Source organism: Amycolatopsis sp. NPDC047767, from assembly GCF_040704195.1.
In the GTDB taxonomy this organism is placed as follows: domain Bacteria; phylum Actinomycetota; class Actinomycetes; order Mycobacteriales; family Pseudonocardiaceae; genus Amycolatopsis.
Map to the genome: position 1 here is coordinate 1 of NZ_JBEYSJ010000020.1, position 20,695 is coordinate 20,695.

The following is a 20,695-nucleotide window of genomic DNA, read 5'->3' on the forward strand; positions in this document are numbered from 1 at the left end:
GGGGCCTCTGGAATTTTAGGATTCGATCTTCGCAAATCCAGTCCTACCAGCGGCCCCACGCCTCACCTCACGGCAACACGCACCCCCACCTCGCCGTACTGAGAAAACCTCATTGGGGCGCTTTGGCCCCACCTCAACCTCCGGCCGCCTGCGCAACCCCAGCGCACCAGGGACCTTCGCGCGTTCTTGCCTCTACCCAGCCCCCGGCCGCCTGCACATCCCTAGCGCCCGACGGGCCCACGCGCGTTCTTGCCTCTGCCCGACCTTCGGCCGCCTGCGCAACCCGACCGCCCGACGGACCCGCGCGCGTTCTTGCCTCTACCCAACCCCCACCCGGCAACCCAACCCACAATCCCCCTACCCCTCCCCGCAACCTTCCCCCTCCCAGCCCCCCGATTCTTTTCCCCCACACGGTAGAGATCGGCTTGTCAAGGCACGCTTTCCCGCCTTGACAAGCCGATCCCTACCGTCGTCACAATCAAAAATCGGGGTGCCCACCACACACTCCCCGGCGCAATGGCGCGCTTCGCGCGCCGAGCCGCCACCACCCCCTGAGAACAGCCATTACCCCCCAGGTAATCGACTCCCTTACGTCCCCCAGGCACCATCGGTCCCACCCAGAAAACCCCATCCAAGGAGACCGAAATGACCGCCTACGCCATCGCCCACCTACGCCAGCCCGGCGTCATCCACCCCGACGTAGGCGAATACCTCCGCCGCATCCAATCCACTTTGGACCCCTTCAAGGGCCGCTTCCTCATCCACGGAGCACAAGCACAAGTCGTCGAGGGAGCATGGCCGGGCCCGATCGTCGTGATCTCCTTTCCGGACCTGACCCAAGCCCGGAACTGGTACGACTCACCCGCCTACCGCAAGATCCTCCCCCTCCGCACCGACCACCTGACCGGCGACGTAGTACTGATCGACGGCGTAGCCCCAGACCACGACCCGGCAAAACTGGCCGCAGGACTCACCAACACCCCATGACCCTCAGTCCAGCTTCACCGCGATCCCGATCGTCCGCTCCGGCCCCCCACGCAACTTGCTGAAGAACATCGACACCGGCCCCACCAACGGATAATGCCGCCGAATCGCCTTGCGAACCCGCTCAGTCCCGGCATCATCCAGCAACCGCGCAATTCCCCCCACCGCAGGCCCATGCGTCCGCCCCCGGACATCGGAAGCCTGAACCTCCACCCGCCCACCATTACGGATCCGCTTGACCTTCCCCGCCTTGCGTTCCGAATAAATCAGCAACTCGTCGCCGTCGATCCCGAACCACACAGCGGTGGGCACGGACCGCCCATCCCGGCGAAACGTAGTGAGAACCACGTACTTCTCACCGGCAAACCGGCTCAGTTCCGTAGACATGGATCCACATTAGCCGCGATCAAGACCCCAGCCAGCCGTAATCCGGCGCCGGATCCACCACCACGGCCCCGGCAACCGCCACCAACTCCCCCCGCGGCACCTTCCCCGACACCGTCAGCCACCGCCCCGACGCCAACCGCACCGTGACCAGATCCGCCACCGCCGCCCCCGGCACGCCCCGCACCGTCACCGGCACCGACCCCCCAAGTCCGGGCGACGCCGCCCCCGCCGTGACCCGAACCGGCCCGGCCTCCAACGTCGTCGTCGCTTCCGCGGCACTCATCCCGCTGACGGTCGTCCCCGTCTCCCGAAGCCCGTCCGGCAACGTCCCGAACCGCACCTCTCCCCGAACCGGGATCGGCTGAGACCGGGAAACATCCTCCGCGATCCTCTGCGCGACCTCCTTCGCCGACGGCACCGCATCAACCTCGGCCCGCAGCACGTGGGTCTCGTCAGGCGACCAGGTCAGCTCCGCCGACGTCGTGGACCCGGTCAGCATCGCGACCCGCCCGTGCACCAGCACCTGGTCACGCACCGCCGCGATCCTCAGCGCCGTCGCCGACCACTCGGGATCCTTCGTCGAAAACGCCGACAACTCGATCCGGCTCGGCCCCGCGAACCACCGCCGCACCTGCGGCGCCGTCTCCGGTCCGGCCGAGCGGTACTGCTCCGTGAACCCGTCCGGCAACCACCCCGGCGAGTACCCGAGCACCGGCTCACCTGCGGCCGGCGGCACCCGCGAAGGCCACGTGACCACCACGGACACCCCGACGGTCACCGCAACGACCGCAGCAGCCACCGCGGCCAACGCCAACCCGGGCCGACGTCGCCGAGCCTGCCGGGCCCGCGCCAGCGCGTTGCGGACTTCGTGACCGTCGGGAGCGCGTTCGGCAAGCCGTTCGAGGCTGTCGCGCAGCAGCGTCTCGGTGTCGCGGGCGGGCTGGCTCATTCTCCGGCTCCGGTGGTCAGGGCGGTGGGCAAGGGGTACGCCGTGGCGCGCAGGGTCGCGAGCGCGCGCGAGATCTGGCTTCGCACGGTGGAGGTGGTGCATCTGAGGACGTCGCCGATCTCCTCGTCGGAGTAGTTCTCGTAGTAGCGCAGCACCAGCGCCGCCCGCTGCTTGCGCGGCAGCGTCGCGAGGCGGGCCAGCATCTCGTCACGCTCGTCGTAGGCCACCGACGGGTCGGCCGCCGGCGGGCTGATCGCGTCGAGCACCTCGTGGCTCGACGGCACCACGCGCCGCACCGCACGGCGCCGCCAGGACAGGTACTCGTTGGTGACCATCCGGCGCACGTACGTGGGCGGCGAGTCGATCTTCGCCCAGCGCTCCTGGGCGCGCAGCAGCACGTCCTGCACGATGTCCTGCGCCAGGTACGGATCGTCGGTGAGGACGGTCGCGTAGCGCAGGAGCCCGTCGAGGCGCTCCGCCACGAACTCGTCGAAGCTGGTGGTCACGTTCCCTCAGACGCGCGAGGGCCCCGTTCTGATGCATTCCGGGCGAATTTCAGTGACGACTAGCCTATGCTGACACTCATGGACGACGAGGTGCTCGTGTGGGTCGAGCGGGTCGCGGGCTTCCTCACGCAGGAGTACGGCCTGCCGCCGATCGCCGGGCGCGTGCTCGGCTGGCTCATGGCGTGCGACCCGCCGGAGCAGTCGGCGGCGCAGCTGGCCGCCGCGGTGGGCGCGAGCCGCGCGTCGCTCACCACGAACCTGCGGCTGCTGCTCGACGCCGGGCTCGTCGGCAAACGCCCCGGCCGCGGCGAGCGCACCGCCTACTACCGCGTGGACGACGACGCGTGGCAGCGCGTGATCCGCCGCCGCATCGCCACGCTGGGCTCGTTCCGCGACATCACCAACGCCGGCATCGAGCTGCTCGAACGCGACGGCGCCCGGGCGGCCCGGGTGCGCAGTGCCGACGCGGCGTTCGCGTGGCTGGCCGAGGCGTTCGCGGACGCGGGGGAGCCAGAGTGAAGGGCACAGTGAAGGCCAGTTTGAAGGCTACGGTGGTCGGCGGTGGGATCGGCGGTCTGACGGCAGCGATCGCGTTGCGCCGCACGGGACACGACGTCACGGTGCTGGAGCGCGCGCCCGAGCTGCGGGAGATCGGCGCCGGGCTTTCCCTGGCGCCCAACGCGATGCGGGCGCTCGACGCGCTGGGGATCGGGGAGCGGGTGCGGAAGCATTCGGCGCCGTCGGAGGTCACCGGCACGCTGCGGACGTCCTCGGGCCGGTTCCTGCGCCGGTTCCGGGAGGGCCGCGACGAGCCGCTCGCCGCGTTCCACCGCGCGGAGCTGTACTCGGCTTTGCTCGCGGAGCTGCCGGAAACCCTGGTGCACACGGGAACCGAGGTGATCGATCCGTCCGAAGTGGACGCGGACGTGATCGTGGCGGCCGACGGAGTCCACAGCGGGTTTCGCCACCGGCTCTTCCCCGCCGCGCCCGAGCCGGGGTTCCGCTACACGGCCTGGCGCGGCGTCACCGAGCCCGGTGCGGCGCCGCCGGTGCGCAGCAGCTTCACGATGGGCCGCGGCGCGTACTTCATGATCCACCCGCTGCCCGGCGGCCGGGCCTGCTGGGCCCTCGGCGCCGCCGAGTCCACACCCGGCGCGCGCTACCCGAGCGAGCACGCCGAGGTGACCCGCCGCGTCGCGGACTGGCCCGCCGAGACCCGCGAGCTCGTGGCGGCGACGGGGCCGGACGCCGTGCTGCACAACGACATCCTCGACCTCGACCCGCTGCCCGCGTTCACGAGCGGACGCGTCGCGCTGCTCGGTGACGCGGCTCACGCCGTGCCGCCGGACCTCGGCCAGGGCGCGTGCCAGGCGATCGAGGACGCCGTGGTCCTCGCCGCCTCGCTGCGGGACCACCCCGTGCCCGAGGCGCTCGCCGCGTACGACGCCGCGCGCCGCCCGCGTGCGGCGTACGTCACGAAGCAGGCGCGCGGCAAGGCGGTGGCGGACACGTCGTCGGCGTGGTGGCTGCACGCGCTGCTGACGGTGACCGTGCCGCTGATGCCCGCGTCGGTGATCCGCGGCCAGGCCGCGCCCTTGTGGGACTGGACGCCGCCCGTGCTCTGACCGCCCGTGCCCCGACCGGGCGGGCGGACCGTCGCAGGTGGACGGCTACCCTGGTGGCATGGCTGTGGCGGTGAGGGTGATCCCGTGTCTGGACGTCGACGCGGGTCGCGTGGTGAAGGGCGTCAACTTCGCCGATCTGCGCGACGCGGGCGACCCGGTGGAGCTGGCCCGGCTGTACGACCACGAGGGCGCCGACGAGCTGACTTTCCTCGACGTCACCGCGTCGTCGGGCAACCGCGAGACCACCTTCGACGTGGTCCGCCGCACGGCCGAGCAGGTCTTCATCCCGCTGACCGTCGGCGGCGGCGTGCGCTCCAACGACGACGTCAACCGCCTGCTGCGCACGGGCGCGGACAAGGTGAGCATCAACACGGCCGCGATCGCGCGTCCGGAGCTGCTGCGCGAGGCGTCGCGCCGGTTCGGGGCCCAGTGCATCGTGCTGTCGGTCGACGCGCGGCGCGTGCCCGAGGGCGGCGAGCCGACGGCGTCGGGCTTCGAGGTGACGACCCACGGCGGGCGGCGCGGCACCGGCATCGACGCGGTGGAGTGGGCCGCGCGCGGCGAGGAGCTGGGCGTCGGCGAGATCCTGCTCAACTCGATGGACGCCGACGGCACCAAGTCCGGTTTCGACCTGTCGCTGATCGAGATGGTGCGCCGCGCGGTGCGCGTGCCGGTGATCGCCAGCGGCGGCGCGGGCGCCGTCGACCACTTCCTGCCCGCCGTGGAGGCCGGCGCCGACGCGGTGCTCGCGGCGAGCGTGTTCCACTTCGGACAGCTGAAGATCGGCGACGTCAAGGGCGCGCTGCGCGAGGGCGGGGTCGTCGTCCGATGAGCCTCGATGCGGACCTGTCCGGGCGGCTCAAGCGCAACGCCGACGGCCTGATCGCGGCCGTCGTCGTGGAGCACTCGACGTCCGACGTGCTGATGATGGCCTGGATGAACGACGAGGCCCTCGAATCCACCCTCACCACCCGGCGCGCGACCTACTGGTCCCGCAGCCGCCAGGAGCTGTGGGTGAAGGGCGAGACCTCGGGCCACGTCCAGCACGTTCGCGAAGTGCGGATCGACTGCGACGGTGACACAGTGCTCCTGCGCGTGGACCAGACCGGCCCGGCCTGCCACACGGGCACCCACACCTGTTTCGACTCCGCGGAGCGCCTGCTCCTCGCCGACGAGAGTGAGAACACCCCGTGACGGTTGTCGCGAACGTGCTGGTGGGGCTGGTCGCCCTCATCCACGTTTACATCGTGGTGCTCGAAATGTTCCTCTGGACGACCCCGCGCGCCCGCGCGGCGTTCGGCACCACCGAGGCGTTCGCGCAGGAGAGCAAGGCGCTCGCCGCGAACCAGGGGCTCTACAACGGTTTCCTCGCGGCCGCCCTGATCTGGGGTCTCATCGCGACCGACCCGACCGGCTTCCAGTTCAAGATCTACGGCCTGGCCTGCGTGATCGTCGCCGGCCTGTACGGCGCCGCGACGGCGTCCAAGCGGATCCTGCTGGTGCAGGTGCTGCCGGGCGTCCTCGCGCTGGTGTTCGTGCTGCTGGCGCGCTGATCGCCGATGCGGACCGCGAGACGCGGCGGTTGCGTGCCGTCGCCTCGCGGGCTTGGGCGCTCGCGGCGCTGTGGTGCCTGGTTTCCGCGGGCGGGCTCGCCGCGGTGCTGGGCGTCCTCCACTCGGCGGACACCCTCCTGTCGACCGGCACGCGCGTGCCGGGGACGGTCGTTTCCGTCGCCACCCCGCCGAAGGGCACGCGCTGGATCGACGTGTCCTTCCGGGCCGACGGCCGGGTGCTGACGGCCCGCGTCGACCGCAGCTCTCGGGCCGCCTACACCCCGGGCCAGCGCGTGACGGTGGTCTTCGACCCGGCCGACCCGGCGCGCGCCCGCACGACCGCCGAGGACGGCCTGAGCGAGAACGGCCTGGGCTTCGCCTGGATCGGCTTCGGCCTGGCGCTGCTGTGCTTCCTGGTCGCCGCGACGGGCGCCGTCGGCTGGTCCCGCCGCTTCCGCGCCGTGCGCCGCACGGGCTGGCAGGAGGGCACGGCCACCGTCGTCCTCGCGCCCGGCACCGGCCGGGGCGTGAACCCGCCGTACTTGCACGTGCGCCTGCTCTCCGGCGAAGCCGTCCGCCTGCGTGCCGTACCGTCCACCCACGGCGCCCGCTTCCTGCGCACCTACACCAACCGCCCCGTTTGGCTGGGCGGCACCGGGTCCGCGTCGGTGGTCCTGTTCCGCCACGGCCGCGGCGACGCGCCGTACGCCGTGCCGGCCGTGGTTGCGCGCAGCTGAGCCAAAACGCCGCACAGGGCTGTCGGGTTGCCTTCGCCGCCGGTGTTTTCGATCGCACCTTTTCCCTGGTGGAGTGCGATTTCCTGGCCGTACCCTCTCCCGATGGACCTGGGGAGGACCGGCGGACGCGAAAGCGTCGGCGGTGCAAACGACCAGCCTCTTCCGGCAGACCGGGACAACGCCGTGGTCCGCCTCCGCCGGGCCGGGCGACGCCGGTCAGCGGGCCGGTGCGGCCTCGGAACGCCCGCGCGCGCCGGCAGGACAAGCGGCTCGCGGAACAGCAGCGGAAGTGGGTCGCCGCGGTCCGTCGTCGCTTCCGGCGTTCCGTGCGGGCTGCCGTGGCGTGGCTGGTCGTGCTGCTCGCCGGGGTCGGCGGTTTCCTGGTGGCGGGTGTCGTGGCCGAAACGCTCCTGACCCACGGCGCCCGCACGGACGGCAAGGTGGCGGACGTGAGCGACGTGGCCGTGACCGTCGACTACGCGGTCGCCCGCGTGAGCTTGCGGGCGGTGATCGACCACCTCTCCGACCACCGGTACGTCGCCGGGGAGATCGTGCCGGTGTTCTACGACCCCGCCGACCCGCACGCCGTGCGCCTGCCCGACGACGTGAGCCTCAGCCCCTGGCTGACGTTGCCGTCCCTCCTCGCCGTTCTCGTGAGCCTGGTCGCCATCCCCATCGAGATCGCCTACGTCGTGGGCTGGGCCCGCCGCCGGGGTTCGCCCTGGTTCCCCACCACGGCGATCGTCTTGCCTCCGCGGCTGAGTCCCACCGCGCCGGAGGTGTTCCACACGCTGGAGCTCGCCCTCCCCGGCGGCGTCACCATCGAGGCGAAGACCACCTCCGTCCTGCCCGGCCGGTACGCGTTCCTCCGCCGCGCCGCGCGAACGGTCTGGGTCTCCGGCTCCGGCCGCACCCTCGTCGTGGTCCTGTCCGTCGGCCCTCGCGGCGAGCCGTACGCGATCCCGCTTCGCCTGACGTCCGCCTCGAAGTGGAAGCTCGCCTGAACCCCGCGCCGTCGTACTCTTTGCCGGTGGCACTGGGGAAGACCAACAAAACCGTCGGCGAGCCGGCTGTGAACGCCGTGTCCGAGGACCGCGCGTTGCGCCGGCAGTTCCGGCGGGCCGTCGGCTGGGCCGTGCTGTGCGCGCTGGTGGTGCCGGCGTCGGCGCTGGGCATCGGGTGGCAGGAGAACCGCGCGGACTGGCTTCTCGACCACGGCGAAGAGGTCACCGGCAAGGTCGTGCGGGTCACCAACCCTCAGGGCGGCGACGGGACGCCCACGGTCACGGTCTCCTACACCGCCGGCGGAGTCCCCGAACAGGCCGAGATCAACCGCGACTCCGACCGCGACTACGAGATGGGCGAACCGGTCTCGGTCTTCTACGACCCCGACGATCCGACCCACGTGCGCACCGAAGACGAACAGAACGTCGGCGACGGCTGGATGGCCGTCTTCTCGATCCCGCTGATCTTCGTCGTGATCCTCCTGCCGTGGTTGATCACCCTCGCGGTGGGCTGGGCGCGTCGCCGCAGGCTCGCTCGCGACACGGGTTGGCGGCCGGTCCACGTCCAGTCCTCCGACTCCGACGACAGCGCGCAGGAGGTTCGCTTCGCCCTCGGCGGCCGTCGGCTCGTCGCCCGCCCGACCTCGCTGACGCGCGTGCCCCCTGCCGAGCGGAACCGCCGGGCCGGCGCGCGGATCGCGGGGGCGGGCCGTCGGTTCGTTCTCGTGCTGCCCCAAGGTTCCCGCCGCGGCCGGCCGCGGGTCGTCGCCTTGAAGGCACGCGCCGGAAAGTAGCGCTTCGCGATCCCAGGGGGACGCCAATCGGCAACACGCTCGACCGGCACTGCCGGTTGCCTTCCCGTCCGGTGTTTTGGATCGCAGCTTTTTCGCTGGTGGAGCGCGATTTCCCGGTCGTAATCTCTGCTGATGGATCTGGGGGATGACCGACCCGCGAGACGGCCGCGAGCCAAACGCCACCGCAACGAGACCCGGCCGCCACACGCCACCGGCGGAGCCGAGCGAACCCACCGAGACCGGACCCGACCCCAGCCGGCCGCCGCCGGAGAGTGGGATCTGGTGCTGCGCCACCGTTTCCGGCGCGCGCTCCTGGCCGCGGTGGTGTGGTTCCTCGTGATACCCGCCGCCTTCGCCGGGGTCGCTCTGCTCACGACGGACGCCGACTGGCTGCTGACCCACGGCACGGAAGTGACCGGGACGGTGACCGCAGTGGACAACCCCCACCGCGGGAACGGCACGCCCACCATCACGGTCGACTACGAGGTCGGCGACGTCCTCGACGAGGCCGTCGTCACCCGTGACTCCGCCCGTACGTACGCCGAAGGCGACACCGTGCGGGTGTTCTACGACCCGGCCGACCCGCACGACGTGCGGACGGCCGACGAGCAGAACCTCTCCGAGGGCTGGACGGGAGTCTTCGTCGTGCCCCTGCTCGTCGCGGTGTTCGCCTTCCCGATGACGGTGGCGTACGCGGTGGTCTGGGCCCGCCGGCGCAAGATCGCCCGGCGCGAGGGGTGGCAGCCGGTGACGGCGACGGTGGTCGACTCCTCCGGCGGCTACCAGGTGCTGCGCCTCGACTTCCCCGGCGGGGCGCAGCTGATCGCCCGCACCGTCGCGGCCGTGCGCGGGCGCTACTCGTTCCTGCGCGCCGGCCCGGTCGACGCGTGGATCTCCGGTGAGGGCCGCAGCTTCGCCCTCGTGCTGCCGGACTTCTCGACCCGCCCGTACGCGATCCCGCTGCACGTCCCGCGCGGCTCGCGCCGGATCGCCGGCCGGTGAACCGTCCGGTCGGCAAGAAACGCCGCCGCGAGCCCAGGTTCCCGGTCGTCCGCGGAACGCCCGGCGACCTGCAGCCGTGGCTTCCTCCGGGACCCGACGCGGCGCCGGGCGATGGCGAGGCCGCCGTCGCCCGGCTCACGCGCCGGGCGGTGGAGGGGATCGTCGGCGTGATCGTGTCCGTCGGGTTGGTGGTGGGCGGTGTCCAGGCGCTCGACACCGCGGCGTGGGCGGCGCGCGGCAATCCGGCCGCGTTCACCGCTTCCGCGCTGGTGGTCTGGGCCGGCGACAAGTACTTCCAGGCGCGCTACGAGGGCCCGGGCGGCGAGTACACCACCCTCATGCCGCAACGGGACGGCGAGGTCCGCGGCGTCGGCGACCGGATCGACGTGACCTACGACGAGGGCGCGCCCGCCGCCGCGCGGGAGGTGGCCGGCTCGCGGATCGACGGCCTCATGGCCACTTTCGCGAGCCTGCTGATCGCCGCCGGGATGGCCGGCGTCCTGACGGGGGTCGGGTTCGGCGCGGCCGCGTGGCGCCGCCGTCGCGCGGCCCGGCAGACCGGGTGGCGGGCGGCCCGGTTCGACTTCGGCGAGCCGGGTGTCGTCCTCGCCACCTTCGGCGACCGCACGCGCCTGCGGCTGCGCCCGGTCCGCGGCCTGTCCCGCGAGTACGCGCGCTTCGGCACCGGACGGCGCACCGGCTTCCTCGCGGGCGAAGACGCACACATGCTGCTGCTCGTCCCCGGCACGGGCTCGGTCGCGGTGGAGGCGGTGTCCACGCGCTGGACCTGAGTCCGAAACCTAAAGCCCGAGATCCCCGGTCAGATACCGCTGCAGGTTCGGCGCGATTGCCGTCACGAGCGTTTCGACCTCGGCCGTCGCGATCGGCTCGAAGCGGGCGATGTAGCGGACCATGCCGAGGCCCACGACCTGCGAGGCGCAGAGCGTCGTCCGCAGCCCGAGCTGGTCGGAGCCGATGTCGCCGATCACCTCGGCGAAGAACCGCGAGAAGAACTCCCGCAGCACGGTCGCGGCCAGCTCGTGGCCCGCGACGCTGCGGATGAGCGCCTGGAACGTGTCGCCGCCGGCGCCGTCCCAGCGGGTGACGAAGACGCGGACGATCCGTTCGCCCAGCAGTTCGTCGGGGCCGTCGCGCAGGGACGCGAGCAGTTCGTGCGGGGAGAACGGCAGCTCCAGCACGGCCTGGGCGAACAGGCCCTCCTTGCCGCCGAACCAGTGGTTGACCATGGCCGCGTCGACGCCGGCGCGCGCGGCGATCGCGCGCACGGTGGCGCGTTCGTAGCCGTGTTCCGCGAACACTGCGCGCGCGGCCTCGATCAGCGCCGTCCGGGTGTCCTGTCCGGCGGGGCGGCGGCCGCGCCTGCGGGAGGTAGTGTCTTCGGTGCTCACGGGTCCACTATGACTCGCCGCCCCCTTGAATTCAACAGGTGCTGAATTCAAGGGCCGCCCAAGGTCCGCCGAGGCCCGCGCGGCACAATGGGGCCCATGGTCAGCTCAGCAGCCGGCAAATCCGCCGGGCCCGGCCCAGTCAGCCCCTCGCGCGCCGAGTTCCGCGCCCTCGCCGAAGGCCGCCGCGTGATCCCCGTGGTGCGCAAGGTCCTCGCCGACGGGGAGACCCCGCTCGGGATCTACCGCAAGCTCGGCGCCGACCGGCCCGGCACGTTCCTGTTCGAGTCGGCGGAGAACGGCAAGTCGTGGTCGCGCTGGTCGTTCGTGGGCGTGCGCAGCCCGGCCGCGCTGACCGTGCGGGACGGCAAGGCCGTGTGGACCGGCACGCCGCCCGTCGGCCTGCCCACCGAAGGCGACCCGCTGCAGGTGCTGCGCGCGACCGTCGAGGCCCTGCACACCGAGCCGTTGCCCGGCCTGCCGCCGCTGACCGGCGGCATGGTGGGCTACATCGGCTACGACGCCGTGCGCTGGCTGGAGAAGCTGCCCGAGCTCGCCGAGCGCGACCTCGACATCCCCGAGCTGACCATGCTCCTGGCCACCGACCTCGCGGCGTTCGACCACCACGAGGGCACCGTCACGCTGATCGCCAACGCCGTCAACTGGGACGACTCGCCCGAGCGCGTGGACGCGGCCTACGACAGCGCGCTGGAGCGCCTGTCGGCGATGACCGAGCAGCTGCGCGTGCCCGCGCCGCCCACCGTCGCGACGTTCGACCGGCCGGCGCCGGAGTTCAAGCGCCGCCGCACGAAGGAGGACTTCCACGCCGCTGTCGACAAGGCCGTGGAAGCGATCAAGGCCGGCGAAGCGTTCCAGGTCGTGCCCTCGCAACGGTTCGAGATCGAGACCGGCGCCGATGCGCTCGATGTCTACCGCGTGCTGCGCACCTCCAACCCGAGCCCGTACATGTACCTGCTGCGGCTGGAGGGCTTCGACATCGTCGGCTCCAGCCCCGAGTCGTTGGTCACCGTGCGCGACGGCCGGGCGACCACGCATCCTATCGCGGGCACGCGCTGGCGTGGCGCCGATCCGGACGAGGACGCGCAGCTGGCCAAGGACCTGCTGGCCGACGAGAAGGAACGCGCCGAGCACCTCATGCTCGTCGACCTCGGCCGCAACGACCTGGGCAAGGTCTGCCGCCCCGGCAGCGTGCACGTGGTCGACTTCTTCCAGATCGAGCGCTACAGCCACGTGATGCACATCGTGTCCACGGTCACCGGCGAGCTGGCCGAGGGCAAGACGGCCTTCGACGCCGTCACCGCGTGCTTCCCGGCCGGCACGCTCTCGGGCGCGCCCAAGGTGCGCGCGATGCAGCTGATCGAGGAGCTCGAGCCCGTGCGCCGCGCGCTGTACGGCGGCGTCGTCGGCTACCTCGACTTCGCGGGCGACGCCGACACGGCCATCGCCATCCGCACCGCCCTGATGCGCGACGGCGTCGCCTACGTCCAGGCCGGCGGCGGCGTGGTCGCCGACTCCGTGGCCGACTACGAGGACACCGAGTCGCTCAACAAGGCGCGCACGGTGCTTTCGGCCGTCGCGGCGGCCCAGACCATGGTCCCCGCGGGCGAGCTGGATCCGGCCGAGGACTCCGCCGGTGTCTGAGCAGCAGGAACCGGAACCGGCCGGACCGCAGCAGGTACAGACCGAGGCCAAGCCCTCGCGCCGTCCACTGTGGATGATCGTCGTCGGCCTGTTGCTGGGCGCGCTCGCGTTGTGGGGCGCGTCCAAGCTCGCGTGGTTCGCCGAGTTCCGCGACGGCGGCGTGCTCGGCACACAGCTCTACACCGAAGACGGCGAACAGCGCGCCACGGCGCTCGTGCCGCTGGCGTTGCTGGCGCTGGCCGGTGTTGCGGGCGTGATCGCCACCGGCGGCTGGGCGCGGCGGATCCTGGGCGTCGTGCTGGCGCTGGCGGGCGTCGCGGGTGTCTGGACCGGCGTGAACGGCGTCAAGTTCACCGGCTGGGCGCCGGGATTGCCCGTCACCGAGCTGCTGCTGGGCCGCGGGCTGGCCGTGCTGGGCGGAATTCTCCTCGTCGTCGCGGGGTTGGTTGCGGTCAAGGGTGCGGGCACCGCGCGGCGGCTCGGCACCCGGTACGCGGCGCCGGGCGCCAAGCGCGCCAAGCGCGATCCGGACATCGAGCTGTGGGAGGCGCTTTCCGAGGGTGAGGACCCCACCGCGAGCAGGTGAGCGCCGGATACCGAAGCGCATTCGGAGCAAGGCGTGCACCCGGAACGGGCCGGTCTTCGAGCGGGGGTTAGCATCGTTTCGGCGGGAAGGGGAAGGTTTTTGTGAGCGAACTTGCGACAGGATCGATGATTTCGCCGACGGGCGGGTGCGCCCGGTGAGCGTGCTCGAAGACATCGTCGCCGGTGTGCGGGAGGACCTCGCCGTGCGCGAGTCCGCCCTGCCCTTCGACGAACTGAAGGCCCGCGCGGCCAAGGCCCCGGCGCCCCGAGACGTGATGGCTGCCCTGCGTGAGTCGGGCATCGGCGTGATCGCCGAGGTGAAGCGGCGCAGCCCCTCCAAGGGCGACCTCGCTCCGGTCGCCGACCCCGCTTCCCTGGCCAAGGACTACGAGGACGGCGGCGCGCGCGTGATCAGCGTGCTCACCGAGCAGCGCCGCTTCGGCGGTTCGCTCGCCGACCTCGACGCCGTGCGCGCGGCCGTCGACGTTCCGGTGCTGCGCAAGGACTTCATCGTCAGCCCGTACCAGGTCCACGAGGCGCGCCTGCACGGCGCGGACATGGTGCTGCTGATCGTCGCCGCGCTGGAGCAGAACGCGCTGGCCGCGCTGCTCGACCGCGTCGAGTCGCTCGGCATGACCGCGCTCGTGGAGATCCACAACGCCGAAGAGGCCGACCGCGCCCTGGAGGCCGGTGCCCAGGTGATCGGCGTCAACGCCCGCAACCTGCACACGCTGGAAGTCGACCGGGACGTGTTCTCCCGCCTCGCCCCGGGGCTGCCGTTCGAGGTGTTCAAGGTCGCCGAGTCCGGCGTCCGCGGCCCCGGCGACCTGATGTCCTACGCCGGCCAAGGTGCCGACGCCGTGCTGGTCGGCGAGGGCCTGGTGGCCTCCGGCGACCCGAAGGGCGCACTGGTGAAGCTCGTCACCGCCGGTTCGCACCCCGCCTGCCCGAGGCCGTCGCGGTGACCGAAGAGCACAGCAAGCACGACCCGGACGAGCGCGGCTACTACGGCCCGTACGGCGGCCGGTTCATGCCGGAAGCGCTGATCGGCGTCGTCGACGAGGTCGCGGCCGAGTACGACAAGGCGCGCCGCGACCCGGAGTTCACCGGTGAGCTGCGCCGCCTGCTCAAGGACTACGCGGGCCGCCCGTCGCTGCTCACCGAGGCCAAGCGCTTCGGCGAGCACGCCGGGGGCGCGCGGGTGTTCCTCAAGCGCGAGGACCTCAACCACACGGGTTCGCACAAGATCAACAACGTGCTCGGCCAGGCGCTGCTGACCAAGCGCATGGGCAAGAAGCGCGTGATCGCCGAGACCGGCGCGGGTCAGCACGGTGTGGCCACGGCCACCGCGTGCGCGCTGCTCGACCTGGAATGCCTGGTCTACATGGGCGAGGTCGACACCGAGCGCCAGGCGCTCAACGTCGCGCGCATGAAGCTGCTCGGCGCCGAGGTCGTGCCGGTCAAGACCGGTTCCCGCACGCTCAAGGACGCGATCAACGAGGCCCTGCGCGACTGGGTGACCAACTCCGAGACCACGCACTACCTGTTCGGCACCGCCGCGGGCCCGTACCCGTTCCCGATGATGGTGCGCAACTTCCACAAGGTCATCGGCGAGGAAGCGCGCGAGCAGATCCTGGAGCAGGCCGGCCGGCTGCCCGACGTCGTCGCCGCGTGCGTCGGCGGCGGGTCCAACGCCATCGGCATCTTCTCCGGCTTCTACGACGACCCGTCGGTGCGGCTGGTCGGCCTGGAGCCGGGCGGCGAGGGCCTCGACGGCGACCGCCACGGCGCCACGCTCACCAAGGGCAGCCCGGGCAACCTGCACGGCGCGATGTCGTACCTGCTGCAGGACGAGGACGGCCAGACGGTGGAGTCGCACTCCATCTCGGCCGGGCTCGACTACCCGGGCGTCGGCCCGGAGCACGCGTGGCTCAAGGATTCCGGCCGCGCCGAGTACCGCCCGGTCACCGACGCCGAGGCCATGGACGCGTTCCGGCTGCTCTCGCGCACCGAGGGCATCATCCCGGCGATCGAGTCGGCCCACGCGCTGGCCGGTGCCCTGGTGCTCGGCCGCGAGCTGGGGCCCGAGGGCCTCATCGTCGTGAACCTCTCGGGGCGCGGCGACAAGGACATGGACACCGCGGCCAAGTGGTTCGGCCTCGTGGACGGGGAGGACCAGTGAGCGCGCTCGACGACGTCTTCGCGGCGACGCGGGCGGAAGGCCGGGCCGCGCTGGTCGGCTACCTGCCCGCCGGCTTCCCGTCGGTCGACGGCTCGAAGGACCTCCTGGCCGCCACGATCGACGGCGGCGCCGACCTGCTCGAGATCGGCGTCCCGTACTCCGACCCGGTGATGGACGGGCCGACGATCCAGGCCGCCGCGGAGTCGGCGCTGTCCGGTGGGTTCAAGCTCAAGCGGCTCTTCGAGGTCGTCGAGTCGGTGTCGGCGCGCGGCGGCAAGGCCGTGGTCATGACGTACTGGAACCCCGTGCACCGCTACGGCGTGGACCGCTTCGCGCGCGACCTCGCGTCGGCCGGTGGGCTGGGCATGATCACACCGGACCTGATCCCCGACGAGGCCGCCGAGTGGACGGCCTCGTCCGACGCGCACGGCCTGGACCGGATCTTCCTGGTGGCGCCGTCGTCGTCGGAGGAGCGCCTGGCGCTGACCACCGCGGCGTCGTCCGGCTTCGTCTACGCAACGGCGGTCATGGGCGTCACGGGCGCCCGCGACGCGGTGGGCGTGCACGCGGAGGACCTGGTCCGCCGCACGCGGGCCCACACGCACCTCCCGATCGGCGTCGGCCTCGGCGTCCGCTCCGGCGACCAGGCGGCCCAGGTGGCCGGCTTCGCTGACGCGGTGATCGTCGGGTCCGCCTTGGTCACGGCCGCGGCCGAGGGCAGTGTCGACGGCGTGCGGAAGCTGGCCGAGGAGCTCGCGGAAGGTGTGCGCCGGGCTCCGGCCCGGGCCTGACTTCGGCGTTCTGCTCCGCGGGGCCGTGATCGCTGGCAGGATGCGGGCCATGACCCGCACCGCCCGTCGCATGTTCGAGCTCCTGGAGCCGATCTGCCTGGTCACGTTCTTGTCCGACGAGTGCAACGACGAGCTGGCGGCGCTCGGCCACCGCACCTACTGGGACGGCTACTTCGCCAGCCGCGCCGCACCGCTGGGGCGCGTGCCGGCGGAGGTCGTGCACGCGGCCTTCTACAACTTCGCCGACGGCGAGGTCGCGCGGCACATCCCGAGCGCGTGGGAGACGATCCCGCCCGAGGCCTCCGTCGCCGCCCGGCAACGCGGCAGCGCCGCCTCGCTGCGCCGAATCCTCGGCGACGAGCTGGCCGGCTCCCCGGGCCTGGTGCGCGCCGCCGACCTGACCACCCAGGCCGCCACGCTCGCCCCCACCGTCGGCCGGATGATGTTCGCCGGGATGCGCACCCTCCCGGTGCCCACCGACCCCGTCGCCCGCCTGTGGCACTCGGCAACGATGCTCCGCGAACACCGTGGAGACGGCCACATCGCCGCCCTCCTCAGCGCGGGCATCGACGGCACGGAAGCCCACGTACTTTCCGCAATCGACATGGGCATCCACCCGCCCGAGTCGTTCGGGCGCGTCCACCACCTCCCTGAGCCTCGGCTGGCCGCGGTGATGGCCGGCCTGCGCTCCCGCGGCCTCGTCGACGCCGGCGGCCACTTCACCGACGCCGGCCGCGAGACCAAGCAACGCATCGAGACTGTGACGGATGAGCTTGCCGCTCCACCGTATGAGGCGCTGTCTGCTGCCGAGCTCGAGGAGCTGATCGCTGCTTTGGAACCGATTACGGCGAGGCTGGTGGCCACGGGGTCACAGTGACGAGCGGCGGGGGCTGTGCAGGGACTCGGCCATTTGTACAGATCATGTACGCCCCGCGCCGACCCTCCACAGCATGGAATTCACCCACCTTCCCCGGCGCTCGTTCCTTCGTGGCGCCGCCGGTCTCACCGCCGCGACGGCCGCCGGGCTGCTCCTGCCGGGAGCCCAAGCCGAAGCCCAAGCCGCCACCGAACCCCGCATCTACAGCTGCGCCGAGTGGGGCGCCCGCCCACCCGCGGATCCGTTGACCACCCTCGACCACCCGGCCAACCGCGTCCTCGTGCACCACATCGCGTGCCCCAACAGCACGGACTATTCGCTGGCCCACGCGTTCCAGGTGGCGCGCGACGATCAGGCCGACCACATCGACAACAACGGCTGGTCCGACACCGGCCAGCACTTCACGATCTCCCGCGGCGGCTACCGCATGGAGGGCCGCCACGGCAGCCTCGACGCGTTGCGCAGCGGCAACCGGATCGTGCGCGCCGCCCATTGTCCCGGGCAGAACGACAATGCGATCGGCATCGAGAACGAAGGCACCTACACGTCGGTCGAACTGCCGCAGGCGCAGTGGGATTCGCTGGTCGTCTTCGTCGCGTACGTCTGCGAGCAGTACGGCATCCCCGTCGAGGAGATCAAGGGCCACCGCGACTACTACAACACCGAATGCCCGGGCGACAAGCTCTACGCGAAGCTCCCGCAGCTGCGTGACGAAGTCGCCGCGCAGCTCAGTGAAGCCAGCGCATCACGGCGCACAGCGAGTCGGCGTCAAGCCCGCCCAGTTCGGTGATCTCGCCGCGGCGCACGTCCATCAACGTCGTCGCCAGTTCCGCGCCGAAGGCCGACTTCAGCGCGTCGTCGGCGACGAACGCGGCGACGGCCTCCTCCAGTGAGCGGGGGAGGCGAACCACGCCCGCGGCGGCAGCGTCACCAGGAGACAACGTCCCCGGGTCCACCGCCACCGGCTCCGGCAGCCGCGCCGCGGAATCGAGGCCCGCGATTCCCGCGAACAGCAGCCCGGCGACGACCAGATACGGATTGGCCGTGAGATCAAAGCACTTCACTTCGAAATTCGCGGCCGTGTCCCGTTTCCCCGCCGGGCCGCGTACCAGCCGCAGCGGCGCTTCCCGGTTTTCCAGACCCCACGCGGTGAACACGCCGGCCCAGTGGTGCGGTTCGAGCCGCAGGTAACTCACCACGGAAGGCGCCCCGACGGCCAGCAACGCCGGCAACCGCCCGAAAATCCCCGCGGCGAACGACTCGGCCACCTCGCTCAGCCCGAACACCCCGTCGCCGCCGGCGCACAGATTGCGCCCGCCCGCCCACAGGCTGCAGTGCACGTGCCCGCCGTTGCCCACGCCGCCGGGCGCGAACTTAGGCGTGAACGACGTCTTCAACCCGTGGTTCATCCCCACCGCGCGGATCGTCTCGCGCGCCAGCACCGCGACGTCCGCCGCGCGCACCGGATCGTCGGCCGACACGGAAACCTCGAACTGCCCCGCGGCGTACTCCGGGTGCACCTGTTCGACCCCGACCTGCTGACTGTCCAAAGCGGACACCAGATCTCGCACGTACGCTGACTGCTCGGCCAGCCGCGAATACCCGTACGCCGGCCCCGCCACGGGCGCCCCGCTCGGCCCGGCGACCACCCACTCGAGCTCGAACGCCATCCGCGCCGAAAACCCGCGTTCGGCCAGCTTCGCCACCGCCGTCGCCGCGAGCGCGCGTGAGTCCTGCGGGTGTGGCTCGCCTTCCTGGTCGTAGCGCAGCGCCGGCGCCCACGCCCACCCCCGCTGCGCGTCGAGCACCGTGAGCGCGTCGAGGTCCGGGTGCAGCCGCAGGTCGCCGACGGGGCCGAGCGAGTACGCGCCCGACGTGATCGTGTCCGTGCACAGGAAGAAGTCGAACGAGTTCGACGCGCCCACACCCCACGCCGCGACCTCGGCGAGCCGGTTCACCGGAACCGCCTTCACGCGCGAGATCCCGGAGTTGTCGACGAAGGTCACCGCCACCACCTCGACCCCCGAACGGCCCAGCCGCGCCGCTTCCTCGGCACCTCGCCTGGAAAGTTCAACCCGATCGAGCTGGCTCATCCTGCCCCCGCGATGTTCACTGTGTACTTCACGCCGTCGTCCTCGCCGGCCGTGGAACCACCTGCTGCCTCCGGACGAAGGAGCGCATCGTGTCAGACATCGTCGAAACCCGTCCAGCGCTGCGGCGCAGTCTCTCGGTGTGGCAGGCCGTGGGCCTGTCCGTGGCGCTGATGGCGCCGAGCATGGCCGCCAACATCAACCCCCAGCAGACGGCGGCCGCGGCCGGGCGCGCCGTGCCGCTGGCCTTCCTGCTCTCGGCCGCCGGCGTGCTGCTGGTCGCCTACGGCTTCGTCCGCCTCTGCCAGCACTACCACCACGCGGGCTCGGTCTACGCGTTCGTCGGCGCGACGCTCGGCCCGCGCGCCGGGGTGGTGTCGGGCATCGGCCTGCTCGGCACGTACACCTTCTACGCCGTGGTCACGAGCTCCGCCGCGGGCACGCTCGGTACAGCCTTCCTCACGCAGGTGGGGATCTGGCCGAACCCTCCGTGGTGGGGGCCGTTCGTGCTCACGGGCGTCGCGCTCGTCGGCAGCTGGCTGCTCGCGGTGGCGCCCGCGCGCCGCGGCACGTCGACGCTGCTCGCCGTGGAAGGCGCGACGATCGCGGTCATCCTCCTGGTCACCGCCGTGATCCTGGTCCGCCTGATCGCCGGCAACGCACCCGGCGACGCGCACTTCACGATGTCGGTGTTCACCTTCACCCCGGACGTCGGCCTGTCCGGCGTGTTCCTCGGCGCCGTGTTCGGCTTCCTGTCCTTCGCGGGCTTCGAAGCCGCCGCGACGCTCGGCGAGGAGACCCGCGACCCACGCCGCAACATCCCGCGCGCCATCCTCGGCACCGCCATCTTCGGCGGCGCGTTCTTCGTGATCGTGACGGCCGTGGAGATGATGGCGTTCCGCTCCGACGCCCAGGCCTTCCACGACTCGCCCTCCCTGCTCGGCGACCTGGGCAGCACGTTCGTCGGCTCGTGGGCCGGCGACGTCATCAGCGTGGGCGCGGCGATCTCCGCGTTCGGCTGCTGCCTCGCCTGCGTAGTCGGCGGTTCACGCCTGCTCTTCGCCCTGGGCCGCGACGCCTTCGGCGGCCACGGCATCGGCCGCACGTCCCCCAAGGGCACGCCGGTCGTCGCCGTCACGGCGGTGGCGTCGGCGGCCGCCCTCATCATCGTGGTGTGTGCGGTGTTCTTCGGCGCGACGGCGGCGGACACCTTCGCGTGGAGCGGGTCCATCGGCACGCTGATCCTGCTGGTGATCTACCTGCTGACCACCCTCGGCGCCATCCTGCTGCTCTTCGTGCGCCGGCGCATGCACGTCCCGTGGTGGCACCTCATCTTCCCGCTCGGCGCGCTCGCGCTGCTGGGCTACACGGTGTACGTCAACGTCGTCCCCTACCCGACCGAAGGCCCGGCCCGCTGGTTCCCCGTCACGGCGGGCGCGGTGCTCGTGCTGGCCATCCTCTTGGTCATCGCCGCGCCCGGCTTCGCCCGCCGGGTGGGGGAGAAGCTGAGCGTGGCCGCCTCGGACGGGTAACCACCCGACGACGCCCCCGGAGCCCGAGA

At 72.0% G+C, this 20,695-nt stretch carries 24 protein-coding genes; 19 read left to right on the top strand and 5 right to left on the bottom strand.

Going from position 1 to position 20,695, the window contains the following annotated elements; translation table 11 throughout:
• Positions 1 to 645: 645 nt before the first annotated feature.
• Positions 646 to 987 carry a DUF1330 domain-containing protein gene (locus tag AB0878_RS30610; protein ID WP_366583690.1) on the top strand — a complete coding sequence of 114 codons (342 nt, stop codon included), beginning with the start codon at positions 646 to 648 and terminating at the stop codon, positions 985 to 987.
• Positions 988 to 990: 3 nt separating this feature from the next.
• On the opposite strand, the gene AB0878_RS30615 is transcribed toward AB0878_RS30610, so the two are convergent.
• Genes AB0878_RS30615 through AB0878_RS30625 form a run of 3 tightly spaced genes read right to left on the bottom strand, consistent with a single transcriptional unit; the run spans position 991 to position 2,826 of the window.
• Entirely contained in the window at positions 991 to 1,371 is a 381-nt protein-coding gene (locus tag AB0878_RS30615; protein ID WP_366583691.1) for a PPOX class F420-dependent oxidoreductase, read from the bottom strand.
• A 19-nt stretch (positions 1,372 to 1,390) separates the two neighbouring features.
• The gene (locus tag AB0878_RS30620; protein ID WP_366583692.1) at positions 1,391 to 2,320 is read right to left on the bottom strand and encodes a hypothetical protein; all 930 of its coding nucleotides are present in this window, start codon (positions 2,318 to 2,320) and stop codon (positions 1,391 to 1,393) included.
• Complete coding sequence (locus AB0878_RS30625) at positions 2,317 to 2,826, bottom strand: sigma-70 family RNA polymerase sigma factor (protein ID WP_366583693.1); 510 nt, start codon at positions 2,824 to 2,826, stop codon at positions 2,317 to 2,319. The genes AB0878_RS30620 and AB0878_RS30625 overlap by 4 nt, the downstream gene beginning before the upstream one ends.
• 78 nt (positions 2,827 to 2,904) lie before the next feature.
• On the opposite strand from AB0878_RS30625, the gene AB0878_RS30630 reads away from it, so the two are divergent.
• The 10 genes from AB0878_RS30630 (at position 2,905) to AB0878_RS30675 (ending at position 10,332) form a co-directional block, all read left to right on the top strand.
• The gene (locus tag AB0878_RS30630; RefSeq protein WP_366583694.1) at positions 2,905 to 3,345 is read left to right on the top strand and encodes a MarR family transcriptional regulator; all 441 of its coding nucleotides are present in this window, start codon (positions 2,905 to 2,907) and stop codon (positions 3,343 to 3,345) included.
• Positions 3,342 to 4,451, top strand: coding sequence for an FAD-dependent monooxygenase (locus AB0878_RS30635; RefSeq protein ID WP_366583695.1), 1,110 nt, complete (start codon positions 3,342 to 3,344; stop codon positions 4,449 to 4,451). The genes AB0878_RS30630 and AB0878_RS30635 overlap by 4 nt, the downstream gene beginning before the upstream one ends.
• A 58-nt stretch (positions 4,452 to 4,509) precedes the next feature.
• Complete coding sequence (hisF, locus tag AB0878_RS30640; protein ID WP_360592030.1) at positions 4,510 to 5,283, top strand: imidazole glycerol phosphate synthase subunit HisF; 774 nt, start codon at positions 4,510 to 4,512, stop codon at positions 5,281 to 5,283.
• Positions 5,280 to 5,645, top strand: coding sequence for a phosphoribosyl-AMP cyclohydrolase (gene hisI, locus AB0878_RS30645; protein ID WP_366583696.1), 366 nt, complete (start codon positions 5,280 to 5,282; stop codon positions 5,643 to 5,645). The genes hisF and hisI overlap by 4 nt, the downstream gene beginning before the upstream one ends.
• On the top strand, positions 5,642 to 6,004 hold the full coding sequence (locus tag AB0878_RS30650) for a DUF1304 domain-containing protein (RefSeq protein ID WP_366583697.1): 363 nt from the start codon (positions 5,642 to 5,644) through the stop codon (positions 6,002 to 6,004). The genes hisI and AB0878_RS30650 overlap by 4 nt, the downstream gene beginning before the upstream one ends.
• A 29-nt stretch (positions 6,005 to 6,033) precedes the next feature.
• Positions 6,034 to 6,741, top strand: a complete 708-nt coding sequence (locus AB0878_RS30655; protein ID WP_366583698.1) for a DUF3592 domain-containing protein — start codon at positions 6,034 to 6,036, stop codon at positions 6,739 to 6,741.
• 227 nt (positions 6,742 to 6,968) lie between these two features.
• Positions 6,969 to 7,745: a DUF3592 domain-containing protein gene (locus AB0878_RS30660; protein ID WP_366583699.1), complete on the top strand. Its 777-nt coding sequence runs from the start codon at positions 6,969 to 6,971 to the stop codon at positions 7,743 to 7,745.
• A gap of 26 nt (positions 7,746 to 7,771) precedes the next feature.
• The gene (locus AB0878_RS30665) at positions 7,772 to 8,539 is read left to right on the top strand and encodes a DUF3592 domain-containing protein (RefSeq protein WP_366583700.1); all 768 of its coding nucleotides are present in this window, start codon (positions 7,772 to 7,774) and stop codon (positions 8,537 to 8,539) included.
• Positions 8,540 to 8,821: 282 nt separating this feature from the next.
• Positions 8,822 to 9,541, top strand: coding sequence for a DUF3592 domain-containing protein (locus AB0878_RS30670; protein WP_366583701.1), 720 nt, complete (start codon positions 8,822 to 8,824; stop codon positions 9,539 to 9,541).
• On the top strand, positions 9,538 to 10,332 hold the full coding sequence (locus AB0878_RS30675) for a hypothetical protein (RefSeq protein ID WP_366583702.1): 795 nt from the start codon (positions 9,538 to 9,540) through the stop codon (positions 10,330 to 10,332). Before AB0878_RS30670 ends, AB0878_RS30675 begins: the two co-directional genes overlap by 4 nt.
• A 9-nt stretch (positions 10,333 to 10,341) precedes the next feature.
• Here the strand turns inward: AB0878_RS30675 and AB0878_RS30680 are convergent, their stop codons facing one another.
• Complete coding sequence (locus AB0878_RS30680) at positions 10,342 to 10,950, bottom strand: TetR family transcriptional regulator (protein WP_366583703.1); 609 nt, start codon at positions 10,948 to 10,950, stop codon at positions 10,342 to 10,344.
• A 96-nt stretch (positions 10,951 to 11,046) separates the two neighbouring features.
• Between AB0878_RS30680 and AB0878_RS30685 the strand changes: the two genes are divergently transcribed.
• From AB0878_RS30685 to AB0878_RS30715, 7 genes are all read left to right on the top strand, one after another.
• Complete coding sequence (locus AB0878_RS30685) at positions 11,047 to 12,609, top strand: anthranilate synthase component I (RefSeq protein WP_366583704.1); 1,563 nt, start codon at positions 11,047 to 11,049, stop codon at positions 12,607 to 12,609.
• Positions 12,610 to 12,682: 73 nt separating this feature from the next.
• Entirely contained in the window at positions 12,683 to 13,195 is a 513-nt protein-coding gene (locus tag AB0878_RS30690) for a Trp biosynthesis-associated membrane protein (RefSeq protein ID WP_366583828.1), read from the top strand.
• A 154-nt stretch (positions 13,196 to 13,349) separates the two neighbouring features.
• A complete protein-coding gene (gene trpC, locus AB0878_RS30695; protein WP_366583705.1) occupies positions 13,350 to 14,159 on the top strand; it encodes an indole-3-glycerol phosphate synthase TrpC in 810 nt (269 codons plus the stop codon).
• Complete coding sequence (gene trpB, locus AB0878_RS30700; protein WP_366583706.1) at positions 14,156 to 15,376, top strand: tryptophan synthase subunit beta; 1,221 nt, start codon at positions 14,156 to 14,158, stop codon at positions 15,374 to 15,376. Before trpC ends, trpB begins: the two co-directional genes overlap by 4 nt.
• A complete protein-coding gene (gene trpA / locus AB0878_RS30705) occupies positions 15,373 to 16,167 on the top strand; it encodes a tryptophan synthase subunit alpha (protein ID WP_366583707.1) in 795 nt (264 codons plus the stop codon). The genes trpB and trpA overlap by 4 nt, the downstream gene beginning before the upstream one ends.
• Positions 16,168 to 16,216: 49 nt before the next feature.
• Positions 16,217 to 17,044: a MarR family transcriptional regulator gene (locus AB0878_RS30710; RefSeq protein ID WP_366583708.1), complete on the top strand. Its 828-nt coding sequence runs from the start codon at positions 16,217 to 16,219 to the stop codon at positions 17,042 to 17,044.
• A gap of 73 nt (positions 17,045 to 17,117) precedes the next feature.
• Positions 17,118 to 17,834 (top strand): peptidoglycan recognition family protein, encoded by a 717-nt coding sequence (locus AB0878_RS30715; protein WP_366583709.1) that lies wholly within the window; start codon positions 17,118 to 17,120, stop codon positions 17,832 to 17,834.
• On the opposite strand, the gene AB0878_RS30720 is transcribed toward AB0878_RS30715, so the two are convergent.
• Entirely contained in the window at positions 17,773 to 19,137 is a 1,365-nt protein-coding gene (locus tag AB0878_RS30720; protein ID WP_366583710.1) for a glutamine synthetase family protein, read from the bottom strand. The genes AB0878_RS30715 and AB0878_RS30720 overlap by 62 nt on opposite strands.
• A gap of 89 nt (positions 19,138 to 19,226) precedes the next feature.
• Here AB0878_RS30720 and AB0878_RS30725 point away from each other — a divergent pair, with 89 nt between their 5' ends.
• A complete protein-coding gene (locus AB0878_RS30725) occupies positions 19,227 to 20,666 on the top strand; it encodes an APC family permease (RefSeq protein ID WP_366583711.1) in 1,440 nt (479 codons plus the stop codon).
• The last annotated feature ends 29 nt before the right edge of the window (positions 20,667 to 20,695 follow it).

Coding starts and splice junctions, on each gene's coding strand:
- AB0878_RS30610 (WP_366583690.1), top strand. CDS start 646: ATGACCGCCTACGCCATCGCCCACCTACGCCAGCCCGGCGTCATCCAC.
- AB0878_RS30615 (WP_366583691.1), bottom strand. CDS start 1,371: ATGTCTACGGAACTGAGCCGGTTTGCCGGTGAGAAGTACGTGGTTCTC.
- AB0878_RS30620 (WP_366583692.1), bottom strand. CDS start 2,320: ATGAGCCAGCCCGCCCGCGACACCGAGACGCTGCTGCGCGACAGCCTC.
- AB0878_RS30630 (WP_366583694.1), top strand. CDS start 2,905: ATGGACGACGAGGTGCTCGTGTGGGTCGAGCGGGTCGCGGGCTTCCTC.
- hisF (WP_360592030.1), top strand. CDS start 4,510: ATGGCTGTGGCGGTGAGGGTGATCCCGTGTCTGGACGTCGACGCGGGT.
- hisI (WP_366583696.1), top strand. CDS start 5,280: ATGAGCCTCGATGCGGACCTGTCCGGGCGGCTCAAGCGCAACGCCGAC.
- AB0878_RS30685 (WP_366583704.1), top strand. CDS start 11,047: ATGGTCAGCTCAGCAGCCGGCAAATCCGCCGGGCCCGGCCCAGTCAGC.
- AB0878_RS30690 (WP_366583828.1), top strand. CDS start 12,683: ATGATCGTCGTCGGCCTGTTGCTGGGCGCGCTCGCGTTGTGGGGCGCG.
- AB0878_RS30710 (WP_366583708.1), top strand. CDS start 16,217: ATGACCCGCACCGCCCGTCGCATGTTCGAGCTCCTGGAGCCGATCTGC.
- AB0878_RS30715 (WP_366583709.1), top strand. CDS start 17,118: ATGGAATTCACCCACCTTCCCCGGCGCTCGTTCCTTCGTGGCGCCGCC.
- AB0878_RS30720 (WP_366583710.1), bottom strand. CDS start 19,137: ATGAGCCAGCTCGATCGGGTTGAACTTTCCAGGCGAGGTGCCGAGGAA.